This window comes from Microbacterium sp. UBA3394 (genome assembly GCF_002358725.1).
Lineage (GTDB): Bacteria > Actinomycetota > Actinomycetes > Actinomycetales > Microbacteriaceae > Microbacterium > Microbacterium luteum.
In genome coordinates this window covers 11,125-25,731 of the sequence record NZ_DEPK01000099.1, presented here as the reverse complement: position 1 = coordinate 25,731, position 14,607 = coordinate 11,125, and the positions used below count along the sequence as shown (strand labels likewise).

The 14,607-nt window shown below is 67.6% G+C and carries 25 protein-coding genes; 1 reads left to right on the top strand and 24 read right to left on the bottom strand.

The features are described 5' to 3' along the window. From rplQ to infA, 6 genes are all read right to left on the bottom strand, one after another. Positions 1 to 380 (bottom strand): 50S ribosomal protein L17 (gene rplQ, locus B4E30_RS05955; protein WP_286793962.1); only part of this gene is annotated, 380 nt, incomplete at its 3' end. 63 nt (positions 381 to 443) lie between these two features. Then, positions 444 to 1,433, bottom strand: coding sequence for a DNA-directed RNA polymerase subunit alpha (locus B4E30_RS05950; protein WP_071044936.1), 990 nt, complete (start codon positions 1,431 to 1,433; stop codon positions 444 to 446). Positions 1,434 to 1,586: 153 nt separating this feature from the next. After that, positions 1,587 to 1,985 (bottom strand): 30S ribosomal protein S11, encoded by a 399-nt coding sequence (rpsK, locus tag B4E30_RS05945; RefSeq protein WP_071044935.1) that lies wholly within the window; start codon positions 1,983 to 1,985, stop codon positions 1,587 to 1,589. Between the two features lie 31 nt (positions 1,986 to 2,016). Further along, complete coding sequence (gene rpsM / locus B4E30_RS05940) at positions 2,017 to 2,391, bottom strand: 30S ribosomal protein S13 (protein ID WP_194383805.1); 375 nt, start codon at positions 2,389 to 2,391, stop codon at positions 2,017 to 2,019. 284 nt (positions 2,392 to 2,675) lie between these two features. Continuing rightward, positions 2,676 to 2,792 (bottom strand): 50S ribosomal protein L36, encoded by a 117-nt coding sequence (rpmJ, locus tag B4E30_RS05935; protein ID WP_055821300.1) that lies wholly within the window; start codon positions 2,790 to 2,792, stop codon positions 2,676 to 2,678. A 79-nt stretch (positions 2,793 to 2,871) separates the two neighbouring features. After that, complete coding sequence (infA, locus tag B4E30_RS05930) at positions 2,872 to 3,093, bottom strand: translation initiation factor IF-1 (protein WP_028496510.1); 222 nt, start codon at positions 3,091 to 3,093, stop codon at positions 2,872 to 2,874. Positions 3,094 to 3,534: 441 nt separating this feature from the next. Here infA and B4E30_RS05925 point away from each other — a divergent pair, with 441 nt between their 5' ends. Further along, a complete protein-coding gene (locus tag B4E30_RS05925; RefSeq protein WP_286793961.1) occupies positions 3,535 to 4,509 on the top strand; it encodes a hypothetical protein in 975 nt (324 codons plus the stop codon). Positions 4,510 to 4,633: 124 nt separating this feature from the next. Here the strand turns inward: B4E30_RS05925 and B4E30_RS05920 are convergent, their stop codons facing one another. From B4E30_RS05920 to rplV, 18 genes are all read right to left on the bottom strand, one after another. After that, positions 4,634 to 5,320: a DsbA family protein gene (locus tag B4E30_RS05920; protein WP_286793959.1), complete on the bottom strand. Its 687-nt coding sequence runs from the start codon at positions 5,318 to 5,320 to the stop codon at positions 4,634 to 4,636. A gap of 15 nt (positions 5,321 to 5,335) precedes the next feature. After that, the gene (map, locus tag B4E30_RS05915; RefSeq protein ID WP_286721373.1) at positions 5,336 to 6,181 is read right to left on the bottom strand and encodes a type I methionyl aminopeptidase; all 846 of its coding nucleotides are present in this window, start codon (positions 6,179 to 6,181) and stop codon (positions 5,336 to 5,338) included. Between the two features lies 1 nt (position 6,182). Continuing rightward, positions 6,183 to 6,788 (bottom strand): adenylate kinase, encoded by a 606-nt coding sequence (locus B4E30_RS05910; protein WP_071044932.1) that lies wholly within the window; start codon positions 6,786 to 6,788, stop codon positions 6,183 to 6,185. Continuing rightward, positions 6,785 to 8,107 (bottom strand): preprotein translocase subunit SecY, encoded by a 1,323-nt coding sequence (gene secY, locus B4E30_RS05905; RefSeq protein WP_071044931.1) that lies wholly within the window; start codon positions 8,105 to 8,107, stop codon positions 6,785 to 6,787. Before secY ends, B4E30_RS05910 begins: the two co-directional genes overlap by 4 nt. A 100-nt stretch (positions 8,108 to 8,207) precedes the next feature. After that, positions 8,208 to 8,759, bottom strand: coding sequence for a 50S ribosomal protein L15 (gene rplO, locus B4E30_RS05900; RefSeq protein ID WP_075807118.1), 552 nt, complete (start codon positions 8,757 to 8,759; stop codon positions 8,208 to 8,210). Then, positions 8,759 to 8,944 (bottom strand): 50S ribosomal protein L30, encoded by a 186-nt coding sequence (gene rpmD / locus B4E30_RS05895; RefSeq protein ID WP_023954062.1) that lies wholly within the window; start codon positions 8,942 to 8,944, stop codon positions 8,759 to 8,761. The genes rplO and rpmD overlap by 1 nt, the downstream gene beginning before the upstream one ends. Next, positions 8,944 to 9,630 carry a 30S ribosomal protein S5 gene (rpsE, locus tag B4E30_RS05890; protein WP_071044930.1) on the bottom strand — a complete coding sequence of 229 codons (687 nt, stop codon included), beginning with the start codon at positions 9,628 to 9,630 and terminating at the stop codon, positions 8,944 to 8,946. The genes rpmD and rpsE overlap by 1 nt, the downstream gene beginning before the upstream one ends. Next, the gene (gene rplR / locus B4E30_RS05885; protein WP_071044929.1) at positions 9,627 to 9,986 is read right to left on the bottom strand and encodes a 50S ribosomal protein L18; all 360 of its coding nucleotides are present in this window, start codon (positions 9,984 to 9,986) and stop codon (positions 9,627 to 9,629) included. Before rplR ends, rpsE begins: the two co-directional genes overlap by 4 nt. Before the next feature lie 2 nt (positions 9,987 to 9,988). Further along, positions 9,989 to 10,525, bottom strand: coding sequence for a 50S ribosomal protein L6 (rplF, locus tag B4E30_RS05880; RefSeq protein ID WP_071044928.1), 537 nt, complete (start codon positions 10,523 to 10,525; stop codon positions 9,989 to 9,991). A 6-nt stretch (positions 10,526 to 10,531) separates the two neighbouring features. Beyond that, positions 10,532 to 10,930 (bottom strand): 30S ribosomal protein S8, encoded by a 399-nt coding sequence (gene rpsH / locus B4E30_RS05875; protein ID WP_071044927.1) that lies wholly within the window; start codon positions 10,928 to 10,930, stop codon positions 10,532 to 10,534. Between the two features lie 97 nt (positions 10,931 to 11,027). Then, positions 11,028 to 11,645, bottom strand: a complete 618-nt coding sequence (gene rplE, locus B4E30_RS05870) for a 50S ribosomal protein L5 (protein WP_228480828.1) — start codon at positions 11,643 to 11,645, stop codon at positions 11,028 to 11,030. A gap of 2 nt (positions 11,646 to 11,647) precedes the next feature. After that, a complete protein-coding gene (gene rplX / locus B4E30_RS05865; protein WP_071044925.1) occupies positions 11,648 to 11,995 on the bottom strand; it encodes a 50S ribosomal protein L24 in 348 nt (115 codons plus the stop codon). Between the two features lie 2 nt (positions 11,996 to 11,997). Then, positions 11,998 to 12,366, bottom strand: a complete 369-nt coding sequence (rplN, locus tag B4E30_RS05860) for a 50S ribosomal protein L14 (protein WP_071044924.1) — start codon at positions 12,364 to 12,366, stop codon at positions 11,998 to 12,000. Then, complete coding sequence (gene rpsQ / locus B4E30_RS05855) at positions 12,363 to 12,701, bottom strand: 30S ribosomal protein S17 (RefSeq protein WP_075807117.1); 339 nt, start codon at positions 12,699 to 12,701, stop codon at positions 12,363 to 12,365. Before rpsQ ends, rplN begins: the two co-directional genes overlap by 4 nt. Further along, positions 12,701 to 13,009 (bottom strand): 50S ribosomal protein L29, encoded by a 309-nt coding sequence (gene rpmC / locus B4E30_RS05850; RefSeq protein WP_071044923.1) that lies wholly within the window; start codon positions 13,007 to 13,009, stop codon positions 12,701 to 12,703. Before rpmC ends, rpsQ begins: the two co-directional genes overlap by 1 nt. Further along, positions 13,009 to 13,428 carry a 50S ribosomal protein L16 gene (gene rplP / locus B4E30_RS05845; protein ID WP_071044922.1) on the bottom strand — a complete coding sequence of 140 codons (420 nt, stop codon included), beginning with the start codon at positions 13,426 to 13,428 and terminating at the stop codon, positions 13,009 to 13,011. Before rplP ends, rpmC begins: the two co-directional genes overlap by 1 nt. Beyond that, a complete protein-coding gene (gene rpsC, locus B4E30_RS05840) occupies positions 13,428 to 14,174 on the bottom strand; it encodes a 30S ribosomal protein S3 (protein WP_071044921.1) in 747 nt (248 codons plus the stop codon). Before rpsC ends, rplP begins: the two co-directional genes overlap by 1 nt. After that, entirely contained in the window at positions 14,174 to 14,572 is a 399-nt protein-coding gene (rplV, locus tag B4E30_RS05835) for a 50S ribosomal protein L22 (RefSeq protein ID WP_071044920.1), read from the bottom strand. Before rplV ends, rpsC begins: the two co-directional genes overlap by 1 nt. Between the last annotated feature and the right edge of the window lie 35 nt (positions 14,573 to 14,607).

Sequence of the window (14,607 nt, the reverse complement as noted above, 5' to 3'; positions counted from 1 at the left end):
GTGCTCTTCGCCTTCGGCGTGACCGGCTCGAGAACGAGCTCGATCACGGCCATCGGCGCGTTGTCGCCCTTGCGGTTGCCGACCTTGGTGATGCGGGTGTATCCGCCCTCACGCTCGGCTACCAGCGGCGCGATCTCGGCGAACAGGACGTGCACGACTTCCTTGTCACCGATGATCGACTGCACGCGACGACGGGCGTGCAGGTCGCCGCGCTTGGCGAACGTGATCAGACGCTCGGCCAGCGGACGCAGGCGCTTCGCCTTGGTCTCGGTCGTCTGGATCGACTTGTGGGTGAACAGCGCCGCAGCGAGGTTCGCAAGCAGCAGGCGCTCGTGTGCGGGGCCGCCTCCGAGGCGGGGACCCTTCGTGGGCTTGGGCATTTCTCAGTTACTCCAGGTGGGAAAGTCGGTCGAAGACGGATGCCGGGTACGGCTCCGCGTGGCTCAGGCGTTCTCTTCGTCGTAGCCGGCGTAGAAGTGGGCGCCGTCGAACCCGGGGACCGAGTCCTTGAGCGAGAGGCCGAGCGAGACGAGCTTGTCGCGCACCTCGTCGACCGACTTCTGACCGAAGTTGCGGATGTTCATCAGCTGCGTCTCCGAGAGGGCGACCAGCTCCGAGACGGTGTTGATGCCCTCGCGCTTCAGGCAGTTGTACGAACGCACCGACAGATCGAGGTCCTCGATCGGCATCGACAGTTCGTTCGAGGCGACCTCCGCGACCGGCGCCGGGCCGATCTCGATGCCCTCGGCCTCGACGTTCAGCTCGCGGGCGAGACCGAACAGCTCGGTGAGGGTGCGACCGGCCGACGCGACCGCGTCACGCGGGGCGATCGAGGGCTTCGTCTCGACATCCAGGACCAGCTTGTCGAAGTCGGTGCGCTCCCCGGCACGGGTGGCGTCGACGCGGTAGCTGACCTTGAGCACCGGCGAGTAGATCGAGTCGACCGGGATCTGGCCGGCCTCGGCGTACTCGTTGCGGTTCTGGTTCGCCGAGACGTAGCCGCGGCCGCGCTCGATGGTGAGCTCGAGCTCGAACTTGGCGGTGTCGTTCAGCGTGGCGATGACCAGCTCGGGGTTGTGCACCTCGACACCGGCCGGCGCCGAGATGTCGGCGGCGGTGACCTCACCGGAGCCGGTCTTGCGCAGGTAGGCCGTGATGGGCTCGTCGCGCTCGCTGGAGACGACCAGCTGCTTGATGTTCAGGATGATCTCGGTGACATCCTCCTTCACACCCGGGATGGTGCTGAACTCGTGCAGGACGCCGTCGATGCGGATGCCCGTGACGGCTGCGCCGGGGATCGACGAGAGGAGGCTGCGACGCAGCGCGTTGCCGATCGTGTAACCGAAGCCGGGCTCGAGCGGCTCGATGACGAATCGGCTGCGGAACTCCCCGATCTTCTCCTCGTTCAGGGTGGGACGCTGTGCGATGAGCACGATGTGTTCCTTTCGGCTAAGTGCCCGCTATATGACACTTGCTGGTTGAGTTGTTGAGTTGTGGGACGGACTGCCGAGGCATCCCGTCGTGAAACGACCGAATCCCGGGTCGGTGCGCAGGCGGACCCACGCACCTACCCGGGTGCGGCAAACTCAGACGCGGCGACGCTTGGGCGGGCGGCAGCCGTTGTGCGCCTGCGGGGTGACGTCCTGGATGGACCCCACCTCGAGGCCGGCGGCCTGCAGCGAGCGGATCGCGGTCTCGCGGCCCGAACCCGGCCCCTTCACGAAGACGTCGACCTTCTTGACGCCGTGGTCCTGCGCCTGGCGCGCGGCGGCCTCGGCGGCCATGCCCGCGGCATACGGGGTCGACTTGCGCGAGCCCTTGAAGCCCACGCCGCCGGAGGACGCCCAGCTGATGACGGCGCCCGACGGGTCGGTGATCGAGACGATCGTGTTGTTGAACGTCGACTTGATGTGGGCCTGGCCCAGCGCGATGTTCTTCTTCTCCTTGCGGCGCGGCTTGCGCGCAGCGGTCTTGGCCTGTGCCATGAGTGTTCTCCTCTAAACCTTGCAGCGCGCCTTAGCGGGCCTTCTTCTTACCGGCGACGGTGCGCTTCGGGCCCTTGCGGGTGCGCGCATTGGTCTTGGTGCGCTGTCCGCGCACGGGCAGGCCGCGGCGGTGGCGCAGGCCCTCGTAGGAGCCGATCTCGACCTTGCGGCGGATGTCGGCGGCCACCTCGCGGCGGAGGTCACCCTCGACCTTGTAGGTGCCCTCGATGAAGTCGCGGAGTGCCACCAGCTGGTCGTCGGTGAGGTCCTTGACGCGGATGTCGCCGTTGATCTCGGTCGAAGCGAGGATCTCGGCGGAGCGGGTACGGCCGATGCCGTAGATGTACGTGAGAGCGATCACCACGCGCTTGTCGCGCGGGATGTCGACTCCGGCCAGACGTGCCATGTCGTCTCCAAAGGAGTGTCGTGGAGGTGTGGAGCAGGATCGGTGCCCGGGCCTCCGCCCCGAGGTGTCCCCGCCGAAGCGGTTCTGATCCTGCCGAATGAAAGGTGACCGTTCCCGGCGGTTGTGCGGGCCGTTCCCGGTCGTTGAGCGAGCGAAGCGAGACGAAACGCGATGCTCGCGATATGGAGTTGTGTTCTTCAGGTTTCGACTCGGCCTTGCAGACCTCGCTCAACCTTGAGCCGACTGCGCATCAGCGCGGCTTCGCCGCGGTGATCCGCATCGGCTCAACCCTGGCGCTGCTTGTGGCGCGGGTTGGACTTGCAGATGACCATGACGCGGCCGTTGCGACGGATGACCTTGCAGTGGTCGCAGATCGGCTTGACGCTCGGGTTGACCTTCATTGTTCTTTTCCTTGTTCGCTGTCTTCGTGCCTCGGCGCGCGGCTGGTGCCGCCCTCCGGGCCGTTACTTCTCGACCGGCTCAGCGGTAGCGGTACACGATCCGACCTCGGGTGAGGTCGTACGGGCTGAGTTCGACGACGACGCGGTCCTCGGGGATGATGCGGATGTAGTTCTGCCGCATCTTTCCGGAGATCGTGGCCAGCACCTTGTGCCCGTTGGTCAGCTCGACGCGGAACATCGCGTTGGGCAGAGCCTCGGAGATGACGCCCTCGATCTCGATGACACCGTCTTTCTTCGCCATAAACTCACTATCGCTCGTGCAGTCCGCGCGCTCGGAGCAGCGTCACGGCCGCGGCCGTTCGGCGCCCCGTGCAGCCGGTCGGTCTGCGGGGATGGGGTTCGGTGCGCGGACACGCCGCGATGGGCGCAACGCACCAAAGAACGAGCATACGTGGTATTGCCTCGGCGCACAACTAGCCGCTATCCTCCCACCCCCTGAACCCTCCCCTCGCCCGCCCCCAGCCCTCCCCTCGGCCGCCCGCGCCCCGCCCGCGCGCGCGCTCGGTCCCGCATCCCGCGTCATCGAGAAACACCCTTCCGCGCGAAAAACACCGCATTGCGCGATGTCTCGCGCCGTTCGGCGTTTCTCGGCGATCCTCCCCAACCACGCTCGCGGGGTGGGGTTTCCACGGCGGTGCGCTTCGCGCGACGTCGGAGCCAGCGCGCGCGAGAGGGTCTGGTCATGCCGTCTCCGATCTCGTTGCTGCGTCCGTCTCCCATCCCGCTCCACGCCGTGCGACAACTCGACGCCGGGCGGATGCGCGCACGCGGCGACGCGGGCTTCGTGCGCGTACGCACGGGCGTCTACGCGGATCGGCGACTGTGGCAGAGCCTCGCTCCCTGGGAGCGCTATCTCGCACGGGTGCACGCGGTCGCGGCACGCCGCCCCGGCACGATCTTCGCCTTCGAATCAGCCGCGGCGCTGCTCGGCCTGCCGATCTTCGGCGAACCGCGCGACATCCATACCTACGACCCCGACCGGACGCGCTCCCGGCGCTTCGGCGACGTCGTCGTCCACACGAGCGAAGACCCGAAGATGATCCGCAGCGGTGTGATCAGCGTCACCTCGGTGGCCGACACCGCGCTCGATCTGCTTCGCGTGCTCACGCCGGCCTTCGCACTCGCGCTCGCCGACGCGGCGATCGCGCCATCCCTCGCGGACGCGACGAGTCGGGCACACCTTCGCGCGCTCGCGGAAACGAGAGCGAACCCGCGACGCCGCGCGCAGGTGCTTTGGGCAGTGGACCGGGCGGATCCGCAAGCAGAGTCGCCCGCGGAATCGATCAGTCGCGCGGTCATCGAATGGACGGGCTTCGAGGCACCCGAGCTTCAGCGGTGGTTCTCGAGCGAAGGCTTCGATGACCGCGTCGACTTCTTCTTCCCGCGGGCACGGGTGATCGGCGAATCCGACGGGTACGACAAGTACGCCGCTGAGGACTCCCGCGACGCCGTGCGCGGCATCGTCGCCGAGAAGCAACGCGAAGACAGGCTCCGGCGCCAGTGCGACGGCTTCGCCCGCTGGGACCGAGCCGACGCGCTCGCGGTGACACCGCTTCGGCGCAAGCTCCACGCCGCGGGGCTGCGCGCCGAGCGGCCGGAGCAGACCGTCATGCTCGCGACGCTCCGTGCGCGCCGGCCCGACGGCCGCCATCCGTGACGCAGCACCGCGCCGAGAAACGCCGAATGCCCCGAGACACCAGGCGATGCGTGGTTTCTCGGGGCGTTCGGTGTTTATCGGCGCCTCGGCGCCCGCAGGCGCGGGGCGGGGCGGGATGCGCGGGTCAGCTGAAGAGGGACGCCAGGTTGTCGGGCTCGGGGAGCTCGGAGTTGGCGATGACCTCGCCGTTGACCTCGATCGTCGGGGTCGCGATGCCGGAGTTCCCGGGCTGGATCGGGGTCTCCTGCGTCATCGCGGTGACGTAGTCGCTGTACTCGCCCTCGGTGACGCACGTGTCGATGCCGGTGACGCCGGCACCCTCGGCCATCGCGAGGATCTCCTCGTCGGTCAGGCCCTCGGTGTTCTCGGTCGGCTGTCCCGCGAACATCGCCTGCATGAACGGCACGGCCGCGTCGGGGTCCGCCTCGGCGACGCAGTACATCGCGTTCGCCGCACGCGTCGAGTACTCGGTGCCCTGCGAATAGCGGTCGAGGATCGAGATGGGGTGGATGTTGAGCGTGATCGTGCCGTCGTCCACGAGCTCGAGGATGGCGTCGCCGTAGGCCTCTTCGAACTGACCGCAGATGGGACACATGAAGTCGATGTACGTGTCCATCGACTGCTCGCCGTCACCGACGACGACCGCACCGGTCTCCTGGTCGATGCCGGAGCCCTGCGGGGGCTCACCGGGATCGGTGGCGGCGTTGTTCATCCACACCACCAGTACGGTCACGACGACCAGCACCGCGACGACCACGACACTGACCCAGACGGCGAACCAGTTCGTCTGCTTCGCGTTCGCTGCCATCATGCTGTGTTCCTCTTCCTATGCGATCTCTCGGGGCGTGACGCCGAACGGCGCGAGGCCCTCCGCACCGCCGTCGGGCGCGGTGAGCACCCAGACTCCGCCATCATGCACGGCGACGCTATGTTCCCAATGTGAACCGGCCATGCCGTCGACCGTCGAGACCGTCCAGCCGTCGTCTTCGACGAACGTGACATCGCTGCCGGCGACGACCATCGGCTCGATCGCGAGCACGAGCCCCGGGCGCACCTCCGGCCCGGGGTCGGCGACGCGGTAGTTGAACACCGACGGCGACTCGTGCATCTTGCGACCGATGCCATGCCCGACGTACTCGCGCAGGATGCCGTACTCGCCCTGCGCCTCGATGTAGGCCTGGATGGCGGCGCCGATCTCGCCGATGTGCGTCGCGGTCGACAGGGCGGCGATCCCGGCCCACAGCGACCCCCGCGTCACCCGCGACAGCTCTTCGCGAGCGGCCACGACCTCGGGACGGTCGGGGTCGGGAAGCACCACGGTGAAGGCGGAGTCACCGTTCCAGCCGCGGTACTCGGCGCCGGCGTCGACCGACACGATGTCACCGGGCTGTAGCACGCGGTCGCCGGGGATGCCGTGGACGACCTGCTCGTTCACGGAGGCGCAGATGGTGTGACGGTATCCGCGGACCATCTGGAAGTTCGACTTCGCCCCGCGGGAGGTGATCACCTCGGATGCGGCCGCATCCAGCTCCGCGGTGGTCACGCCCGGTGCGATGAGCGACCGGACGGCGGCCAGGGCGTCGGCGGTGATGCGGCCGGGCTCGATCATCGAGCGCAGCTGCGCCGGGGTCTTGTAGAGGGAGCGGCGACCGGGGAGGAGCGACGGCGACACGTCAGGCCAGGGCGCGGCGCGCGAGACCGCGCGCTTCGAGAGCCGCCACGATCCGCTCGGTGATCTCGTCGAGCGTGCCGACGCCGTCGATCGTGTCGACGACGTCGCGCTCGCGGTAGACGTCGAGGATCGGAGCGGTCTCGCGCTCGTAGATGCCGAGGCGGTTGGCGATGACCTCTTCGGTGTCATCGGTGCGCCCCTGCTCCCGAGCACGCTGCGTCAGCCGCGAGATGCTCTCCTCGCGGGGCACGTTCAGCTCGATGACGGCGTCGATCTTCTCGTCGCGCGCGGCGAGGAACGCGTCGAGGTCGGCGACCTGGCCGAGGTTGCGGGGGTACCCGTCGAGCAGGAATCCGTTCGCCGCGTCGTCCTGGCCGAGGCGCTCGGCCACGACGGCGCTGGTGAGCTCATCGGGAACGAGGTTGCCCGCTTCGATCAGCGCCTTCACCTGGTTGCCCAGGTCGGACCCGGCGGCGACGGCCGCGCGGAACATGTCTCCGGTCGAGATCGCCGGTACCCCGAAGGCGTCGGCGATGCGCACGCCCTGCGTGCCCTTGCCGGAGCCCTGGGGCCCCACGATGAGAAGACGAGCGGTCTGATCCGTCATCGGAGGAGCCCTTCGTAATGACGCTGCTGAAGCTGAGCGTCGATCTGCTTCACGGTCTCGAGACCCACACCGACGATGATGAGGATCGACGCGCCGCCGAACGGGAAGTTCTGGTTCGCCCCGACTGTCGCGAGCGCGATCAGCGGCAGCAGCGCGATCAGACCCAGGTAGATCGATCCCGGCAGGGTGATGCGCGTGAGCACGTAGTCGAGGTACTCGGCCGTGGGGCGCCCCGCGCGGATGCCGGGGATGAACCCGCCGTACTTCTTCATGTTGTCGGCCACATCGACCGGGTTGAAGGTGATCGCGACGTAGAAGTAGGTGAACCCGACGATGAGGAGGAAGTAGGTCGCCATGTAGATCGGCGAGTCACCCGTCGTGAAGTACTGCGCGATCCACGCCACCCACGGGGCGGCTTCCTGCCCGGCCTGGGGCTGGTTGAACTGCGCGATCAGCGCGGGGATGTACAGCAGCGACGAGGCGAAGATGACGGGCACCACGCCGGCCATGTTCACCTTGATCGGGATGTAGGTGTTGGTGCCGCCGTAGGTGCGCCGGCCCACCATGCGCTTGGCGTACTGCACGGGGATGCGCCGCTGCGACTGCTCGACGAAGACCACGAGCGCGACCACCACGATGCCCACGGCCAGCACGAGCAGGAAGATCTCGAACCCCTGCGAGGTCGCGATCGCCCACATCGATGCCGGGAAGGCCGCCGCGATCGAGGTGAAGATGAGCAGCGACATGCCGTTGCCGATGCCGCGCTCGGTGACGAGCTCGGCGAACCACATGATCAGGCCGGTGCCGGCGGTCATGGTGATGATGACGAGCAGCTGAGCCCACCACACGTCGTTGGTGAGCACCTGCTGGCACGCGGCGACGTCGGTCACGCCGAACAGCTGACCGCTGCGGGCGACGGTGACGAGGGTCGTGGACTGCAGCAGCGCGAGCGCGATGGTGAGGTAGCGCGTGTACTGCGTGAGCTTGGCCTGACCCGACTGGCCCTCCTTGTAGAGGGTCTCGAAGTGCGGGATGACCACGCGCAGCAGCTGCACGATGATCGTCGCAGTGATGTAGGGCATGACGCCCAGCGCGAAGATGGAGAGCTGCAGCAGCGCGCCGCCGGAGAACAGGTTCACCAGCGACAGCAGACCCTCGGTCGTCCCGGTGATCTGGAGACACTCCTGGATGTTCGGGAAGTCCACGAACGGGGCCGGTATGTGCGCTCCCAGACGATAGATGGCGATGATCGCGAGGGTGAACGCGATCTTCCGCCGCAGGTCGGGAGTGCGGAAGACCCGCGCGATGGCGCTGAACAAGACGATGCCTCCAGGTGGGAATGCGCGGCGGCACACAGGCGCGCCGTTACCCAGGGTAGCCGAACGGGGGCCGGAGTGATCTCCGGCCCCCGTCAGGGACTTACTTGATCGAACCGCCTGCGGCGACGATCTTCTGCTCGGCAGAACCCGAGACCTTGTCGACCTCGACGGTCAGGGCGACCGAGATGTCGCCGGTGCCGAGCACCTTGACCTTCTCGTTCTTGCGGACGGCACCCTTGGCGACGAGGTCGCTCACGGTGACGTCGCCGCCCTCGGGGTAGAGCTCCGCGAGCTTGCTCAGGTTCACGACCTGGTACTCCACGCGGAACGGGTTCTTGAACCCGCGCAGCTTCGGGGTGCGCATGTGCAGCGGCATCTGGCCACCCTCGAAGCCGGGACGCACCTGGTAGCGCGCCTTCGTGCCCTTGGTTCCACGGCCGGCGGTCTTACCCTTCGAGCCCTCACCGCGACCCACACGGGTCTTGGCGGTGTGGGCGCCGGGAACCGGACGCAGGTGGTGCACCTTGAGCACGCCGGGGCGCGAGACAGCGGCCTCGGTCTCGGCGGGCTTCGCGGACTTCTTCGCGGCGGGCTTGGTCGCCGCCTTCTTCGCCGGAGCCTTGTCGGCTTCGGCCTTGTCGTTCTCAGCCATCAGTCGATCTCCTCAACCTTCACGAGGTGGGCGACGGTCTTGACGTAACCGCGCGTCTGCGCGTCGTCCGGACGGACGACCGAGTCGCCGATCCGCTTCAGACCGAGGCTGCGCAGCGTGTCACGCTGGTTCTGCTTCTCGCTCACCTTGGACTTGACCTGGGTCACCTTCAGACGTGCGGCCATCATGCACCAGCCTTCGCAGCGGTGGCCTCGGCCTCCGCACGCACGAGACGGGCGGGGGCGACCTGGTCGAACTCGAGGCCACGACGCGCGGCGACCGCGCGGGGCTCCTCGAGCTGCTTCAGCGCCTCCACTGTCGCGTGGACGATGTTGATCGTGTTCGACGAGCCGAGCGACTTCGACAGCACGTCGTGGATGCCGGCGCACTCGAGCACGGCGCGCACCGGACCACCGGCGATGACACCGGTACCCGCGGCGGCCGGACGCAGCAGCACGACGCCCGCGGCGGCCTCACCCTGCACCGGGTGCGGGATGGTCGAGGCCGAACGGGGAACGCGGAAGAAGTTGCGCTTGGCCTCTTCGACGCCCTTCGAGATCGCCAGGGGCACCTCGCGGGCCTTGCCGTAGCCGACGCCGACCACACCGTTGCCGTCGCCGACGACGACGAGCGCGGTGAAGCTGAAGCGACGACCACCCTTGACGACCTTCGAGACGCGGTTGATGGTGACGACGCGCTCGAGGAACTGGTTGTCGCCCCGGTCGCGCGCACCGCGGTCGCGGTTGTTGTTGCGCTCGCGACCGCCACGGCGGCCTTCGCGCGGCTCGCGCTCGTTCGGCGCCTCGGCGGCGGCCTGCTCGGGCGCGGCCTGCTCGGTGGCGGTCACTTCGGTCTCCTTGTTGTCACTCACAGGTTCAGCCCTCCCTCGCGGGCACCGTCGGCGATCGCGGCGACGCGGCCGGCGTAGCGGTTGCCGCCACGGTCGAACACGACTTCCTCGACACCGGCGGCCTTCGCGCGCTCGGCGACGAGCTCGCCGACCTTGCGCGCCTTGGCGGTCTTGTCACCGTCGAACGAGCGCAGGTCCGCTTCGAGCGTGGACGCCGACGCGACGGTGTGGCCCTTGGCGTCGTCGACGACCTGGACGAACACGTGACGTGCCGAACGGGTCACGACCAGACGCGGCCGCAGCTCGGTGCCGACGATCTTCTTGCGAAGGCGGGCGTGACGACGCGCACGGGCGACGTTCTTCGACTTCACAGCCATGCTTACTTACCAGCCTTTCCGGCCTTGCGGCGGACGACCTCGCCCGCGTAGCGCACACCCTTGCCCTTGTAGGGCTCGGGCTTGCGGATCTTGCGGATGTTGGCAGCCGTCTCGCCGACGGCCTGCTTGTCGATGCCGCTCACGGTGACCTTGTTGTTGCCTTCGACCGTGAACGTGATGCCAGCCGGCGGCTCGACCAGCACGGGGTGCGAGAAGCCGAGGGCGAACTCGATGTTCGAGCCCTTCTGCTGCACGCGGTAGCCCGTGCCGACGACCTCGAGGCCCTTGGTGTAGCCCTGGGTGACACCGATGATGTTGTTGTTGATGAGCGTGCGGGTCAGGCCGTGGAGCGACCGCGACTCGCGCTCGTCGTCGGGACGGGTCACGACGACCTGGTTGTCCTCGACGGAGACCTCGATGGGCCGGGCGACGGTGATGCTCAGCTCGCCCTTGGGGCCCTTGACGGCGACGGCGCGGCCGTCGACCGAAACGGTCACTCCGGTGGGGATGTCGATGGGGAGACGTCCGATTCGCGACATGTCAGATCACCACACGTAGGCGAGGACTTCCCCACCCACGCCCTTCGACTCGGCCTGCCGGTCGGTGAGAAGACCGGAGGAGGTGGACAGGATGGCAACGCCGAGGCCGCCGAGCACCGTGGGGATCTCGGTCGACTTGGCGTAGACGCGCAGACCGGGCTTGGACACGCGCTTGATGCCCGCGATCGAACGCTCGCGGTTGGGGCCGTACTTCAGCGTGAGGGTCAGGGTCTGGCCGACGCGGGCGTCTTCGACGTCCCAGCCGGAGATGTAGCCCTCCTGCTTGAGGATCTCGGCGATGTGGGTCTTGAGCTTCGAGCTCGGCAGCGAGACGGAGTCGTGGTGCGCCGAGTTCGCGTTGCGCAGACGGGTCAGCATGTCTGCGACCGGGTCTGTCATCGTCATGGATTGCTTCTTTCTGTCACCAGGTTTCGTACGCCGTTACACGACGGCCGACCTGTGGTGGGGTGTGGGCCCGGAAGTCCCGGGCCCACGGGGTGTGTCACGCCTGAGCGTCGTCCGCGCGGAACGGGAAGCCGAGGTGACGCAGCAGCGCCCGGCCCTCGGCGTCGGTCCCCGCGGAGGTGACGACCGTGATGTCGAAGCCGCGCACGCGGTCGATGCGGTCCTGGTCGATCTCGTGGAACACCGACTGCTCCTGGAGCCCGAAGGTGTAGTTGCCGTTGCCGTCGAACTGCTTGCCCGACAGACCGCGGAAGTCGCGGATGCGGGGCAGCGCGAGGTTGACCAGGCGGTCCACGAACTCCCACGCACGGTCGCCGCGAAGGGTGACGTGCGCGCCGATGGCCTGGCCCTCGCGCAGCTTGAACTGCGCGATGGACTTGCGGGCCTTGGTGACGACCGGCTTCTGGCCGGTGATCTTGGTGAGGTCCTCGACCGCACCATCGATCACCTTGCTGTCGCGAGCTGCCTCGCCGACACCGGTGTTCACGACAACCTTCACGAGACCGGGGATCTGCATGACGTTCGCGTAGCCGAACTCTTCCTGCAGGGCCTTCTTGATCTCGGCGTTGTACTTCTGCTTCAGGCGCGGCTGGACACGTGCCGAAAGCGAGCCTTCGGCCGCAGGGCCAGCCTGCGCGTCAATGGCGGTGCTCATGTTCAGAGGTCCTTGCCTGACTTCTTCGCGTAGCGCACGCGGACCGTGCGCTTCACGCCGTCCTTGACCTGCTCCTCGACGCGGTGGCCGACGCGGGTCGGCTTCTTGGTCTCGGGGTCGACGACGGCGACGTTGGAGATGTGGATCGGGGCTTCCATCGTTTCGATGCCGCCCGTCTTGGTGCCGCGCTGGGACTGGCCCACGCGGGTGTGCTTGGTGACGAAGTTCACGCCCTCGACGATGACGCGGTCCTGCTCGGTGAGCACCTCGAGGACCTTGCCCTGCTTGCCGCGGTTGTCCTTCGTACCAGAGATGACCTGAACCAGGTCGCCCTTCTTGATGTTCGCCATGATCAGATGACCTCCGGGGCGAGCGAGACGATCTTCATGAACTTCTTGTCGCGAAGCTCACGGCCGACCGGTCCGAAGATGCGGGTGCCGCGGGGCTCCCCGTCGTTCTTCAGGATGACGGCGGCGTTCTCGTCGAACTTGATGTACGACCCGTCGGGACGACGGGTGTGCTTGACGGTGCGGACGACGACGGCCTTGACGACATCACCCTTCTTGACGTTTCCGCCGGGGATGGCGTCCTTGACCGTGGCGACGATGGTGTCGCCGAGGCCCGCGTAGCGGCGGTTCGAGCCGCCGAGGACGCGGATCGTCAGAAGCTCTTTGGCGCCGGTGTTGTCGGCGACCTTCAGCCGGGACTCGTTCTGAATCACTTTGCCTTCTCCAGGATCTCGACGAGACGCCAGCGCTTGGTCGCGCTCAGCGGGCGGGTCTCGTTGATGACGACGAGATCACCGACGCCGGCGGTGTTGGCCTCGTCGTGCGCCTTCACCTTCGAGGTGCGACGCATGACCTTGCCGTAGAGCGGGTGCTTCACGCGGTCCTCGACCTCGACGACGATGGTCTTGTCCATCTTGTCGCTGACGACGTAGCCGCGGCGGGCCTTGCGGTATCCGCGGGCATCAGCGTCACGCACGTCGTGCTCGGCGTGCTCGTGGCCGGGAACCTGGTCCGCGGCCTCGGCAGCTGCCTTCTTCGTGGTGGCCATCACTCAGCCTCTTCCTTTTCGGCCTTGTCGGCGTCATCCGCCTTCTTGGCCTTGCTCTTCTTCGCCTTCGTCTCCACCGGTGCGGGCGTGGCACGGATGCCGAGCTCGCGCTCGCGGATCACGGTGTAGAGCCGCGCGATGTCGCGCTTGACCGCACGGATGCGGCCGTGGCTCTCCAGCTGCCCGGTGGCCGACTGGAAGCGCAGGTTGAACAGCTCTTCCTTGGCCTTGCGCAGCTCCTCGACGAGGCGCTGGTCTTCGAACGTGTCCAGCTCGCTGGTCGCGAGCGTCTTGGTGCCGATCGCCATTACGCGTCGCCCTCCTCGCGCTTGATGATGCGTGCCTTCAGGGGCAGCTTGTGGATTGCGCGGGTCAGCGCCTCACGAGCGAGTTCCTCGTTGACGCCCGAGACCTCGAAGAGGACCCGGCCCGGCTTGACGTTTGCGACCCACCACTCCGGCGAACCCTTTCCGGAACCCATGCGGGTCTCGGCCGGCTTCTTGGTCAGCGGTCGGTCGGGGTAGATGTTGATCCACACCTTTCCGCCACGCTTGATGTGACGCGTCATGGCGATACGAGCGGACTCGATCTGACGGTTGGTCACGTAGGCGGGGGTCAGCGCCTGGATGCCGAACTCACCGAAGGACACCTTGGTGCCACCGGTGGCCTGGCCACCGCGCTTGGGGTGGTGCTGCTTGCGGTACTTGACCTTGCGGGGGATGAGCATTACGCCGACGCTCCTTCTGCGACCGGGGCCTCGCTGCGGGGGCCACGGCGGCGGTCACCGCGCTCGCGCGACGGCTTCTGAGCCGCCTGCTCGCGCGCCAGTTCCTTGTTGGTGAGATCGCCCTTGTAGATCCAGACCTTCACGCCGATGCGGCCGAAGGTGGTCTTGGCCTCGTAGAAGCCGTAGTCGATGTTCGCGCGGAGGGTGTGCAGCGGCACACGGCCTTCGCGGTAGAACTCGGAGCGGCTCATCTCGGCGCCGCCGAGGCGACCCGACACCTGGATGCGGACGCCCTTGGCGCCGGCGCGCTGGGCGCCCTGCAGGCCCTTGCGCATCGCGCGGCGGAACGCCACGCGAGCGGCGAGCTGCTCGGCGATGCCCTGGGCGACCAGCTGAGCGTCGGTCTCGGGGTTCTTGACCTCGAGGATGTTCAGCTGGATCTGCTTGCCGGTGAGCTTCTCGAGGTCGCCGCGGATGCGCTCGGCCTCGGCGCCGCGGCGGCCGATCACGATGCCCGGACGGGCGGTGTGGATGTCGACGCGGACGCGGTCACGCGTGCGCTCGATCTCGATGTTGCTCACGCCGGCACGGTCGAGCTGCTTCTGCAGCAGCTGACGGATCTTGATGTCCTCGGCGACGTAGTCGGCGTAGCGCTGGCCGGGCTTCGTCGAGTCGGAGAACCACCGCGACACGTGGTCGGTGGTGATGCCGAGGCGGAAGCCGTACGGGTTGACTTTCTGTCCCATTACTTGCTCGCCTTCTTCGAGTTGGCAGCCGGCGCGGTCTCGGCGACCTCGGGCGTCGACAGCACGACCGTGATGTGGCTCGTGCGCTTCTTGATCTGGAATGCGCGACCCTGGGCACGGGGCTGGAAACGCTTGAGCGTCGTGCCCTCGTCCACGTACGCGTTCTTCACGTACAGGTCCTGGTCATCCAGGTACTCGCCGTCCTTGTCGGCCTTCACGCGAGCGTTCGCGATCGCCGAGGCGACGAGCTTGTAGATCGGCTCGCTCGCACCCTGCGGCGCGAACTTGAGGATGGCCAGGGCCTCCTCGGCCTGCTTGCCCTTGATGAGGGCAACGACACGACGAGCCTTCTGAGGGGTCACGCGGATGTGTCGCACGCGGGCGATGGACTCCACCATTTCTCTCTCCTCTCAGCGCCCCCGCGTCAGCGGCG

Bases quoted from the DNA above. Each gene is read 5' to 3' on its own strand.
- rpsK (WP_071044935.1), bottom strand. From the start codon at position 1,985: ATGGCACAGGCCAAGACCGCTGCGCGCAAGCCGCGCCGCAAGGAGAAG.
- rpsM (WP_194383805.1), bottom strand. From the start codon at position 2,391: ATGGCACGTCTGGCCGGAGTCGACATCCCGCGCGACAAGCGCGTGGTG.
- rpmJ (WP_055821300.1), bottom strand. From the start codon at position 2,792: ATGAAGGTCAACCCGAGCGTCAAGCCGATCTGCGACCACTGCAAGGTC.
- infA (WP_028496510.1), bottom strand. From the start codon at position 3,093: ATGGCGAAGAAAGACGGTGTCATCGAGATCGAGGGCGTCATCTCCGAG.
- B4E30_RS05925 (WP_286793961.1), top strand. From the start codon at position 3,535: ATGCCGTCTCCGATCTCGTTGCTGCGTCCGTCTCCCATCCCGCTCCAC.
- B4E30_RS05920 (WP_286793959.1), bottom strand. From the start codon at position 5,320: ATGATGGCAGCGAACGCGAAGCAGACGAACTGGTTCGCCGTCTGGGTC.
- B4E30_RS05910 (WP_071044932.1), bottom strand. From the start codon at position 6,788: ATGACGGATCAGACCGCTCGTCTTCTCATCGTGGGGCCCCAGGGCTCC.
- rplO (WP_075807118.1), bottom strand. From the start codon at position 8,759: ATGGCTGAGAACGACAAGGCCGAAGCCGACAAGGCTCCGGCGAAGAAG.
- rpmD (WP_023954062.1), bottom strand. From the start codon at position 8,944: ATGGCCGCACGTCTGAAGGTGACCCAGGTCAAGTCCAAGGTGAGCGAG.
- rplR (WP_071044929.1), bottom strand. From the start codon at position 9,986: ATGGCTGTGAAGTCGAAGAACGTCGCCCGTGCGCGTCGTCACGCCCGC.
- rplF (WP_071044928.1), bottom strand. From the start codon at position 10,525: ATGTCGCGAATCGGACGTCTCCCCATCGACATCCCCACCGGAGTGACC.
- rpsH (WP_071044927.1), bottom strand. From the start codon at position 10,930: ATGACGATGACAGACCCGGTCGCAGACATGCTGACCCGTCTGCGCAAC.
- rplE (WP_228480828.1), bottom strand. From the start codon at position 11,645: ATGAGCACCGCCATTGACGCGCAGGCTGGCCCTGCGGCCGAAGGCTCG.
- rplX (WP_071044925.1), bottom strand. From the start codon at position 11,995: ATGGCGAACATCAAGAAGGGCGACCTGGTTCAGGTCATCTCTGGTACG.
- rpsQ (WP_075807117.1), bottom strand. From the start codon at position 12,701: ATGGCCACCACGAAGAAGGCAGCTGCCGAGGCCGCGGACCAGGTTCCC.
- rpmC (WP_071044923.1), bottom strand. From the start codon at position 13,009: ATGGCGATCGGCACCAAGACGCTCGCGACCAGCGAGCTGGACACGTTC.
- rplP (WP_071044922.1), bottom strand. From the start codon at position 13,428: ATGCTCATCCCCCGCAAGGTCAAGTACCGCAAGCAGCACCACCCCAAG.
- rpsC (WP_071044921.1), bottom strand. From the start codon at position 14,174: ATGGGACAGAAAGTCAACCCGTACGGCTTCCGCCTCGGCATCACCACC.
- rplV (WP_071044920.1), bottom strand. From the start codon at position 14,572: ATGGTGGAGTCCATCGCCCGCGTGCGACACATCCGCGTGACCCCTCAG.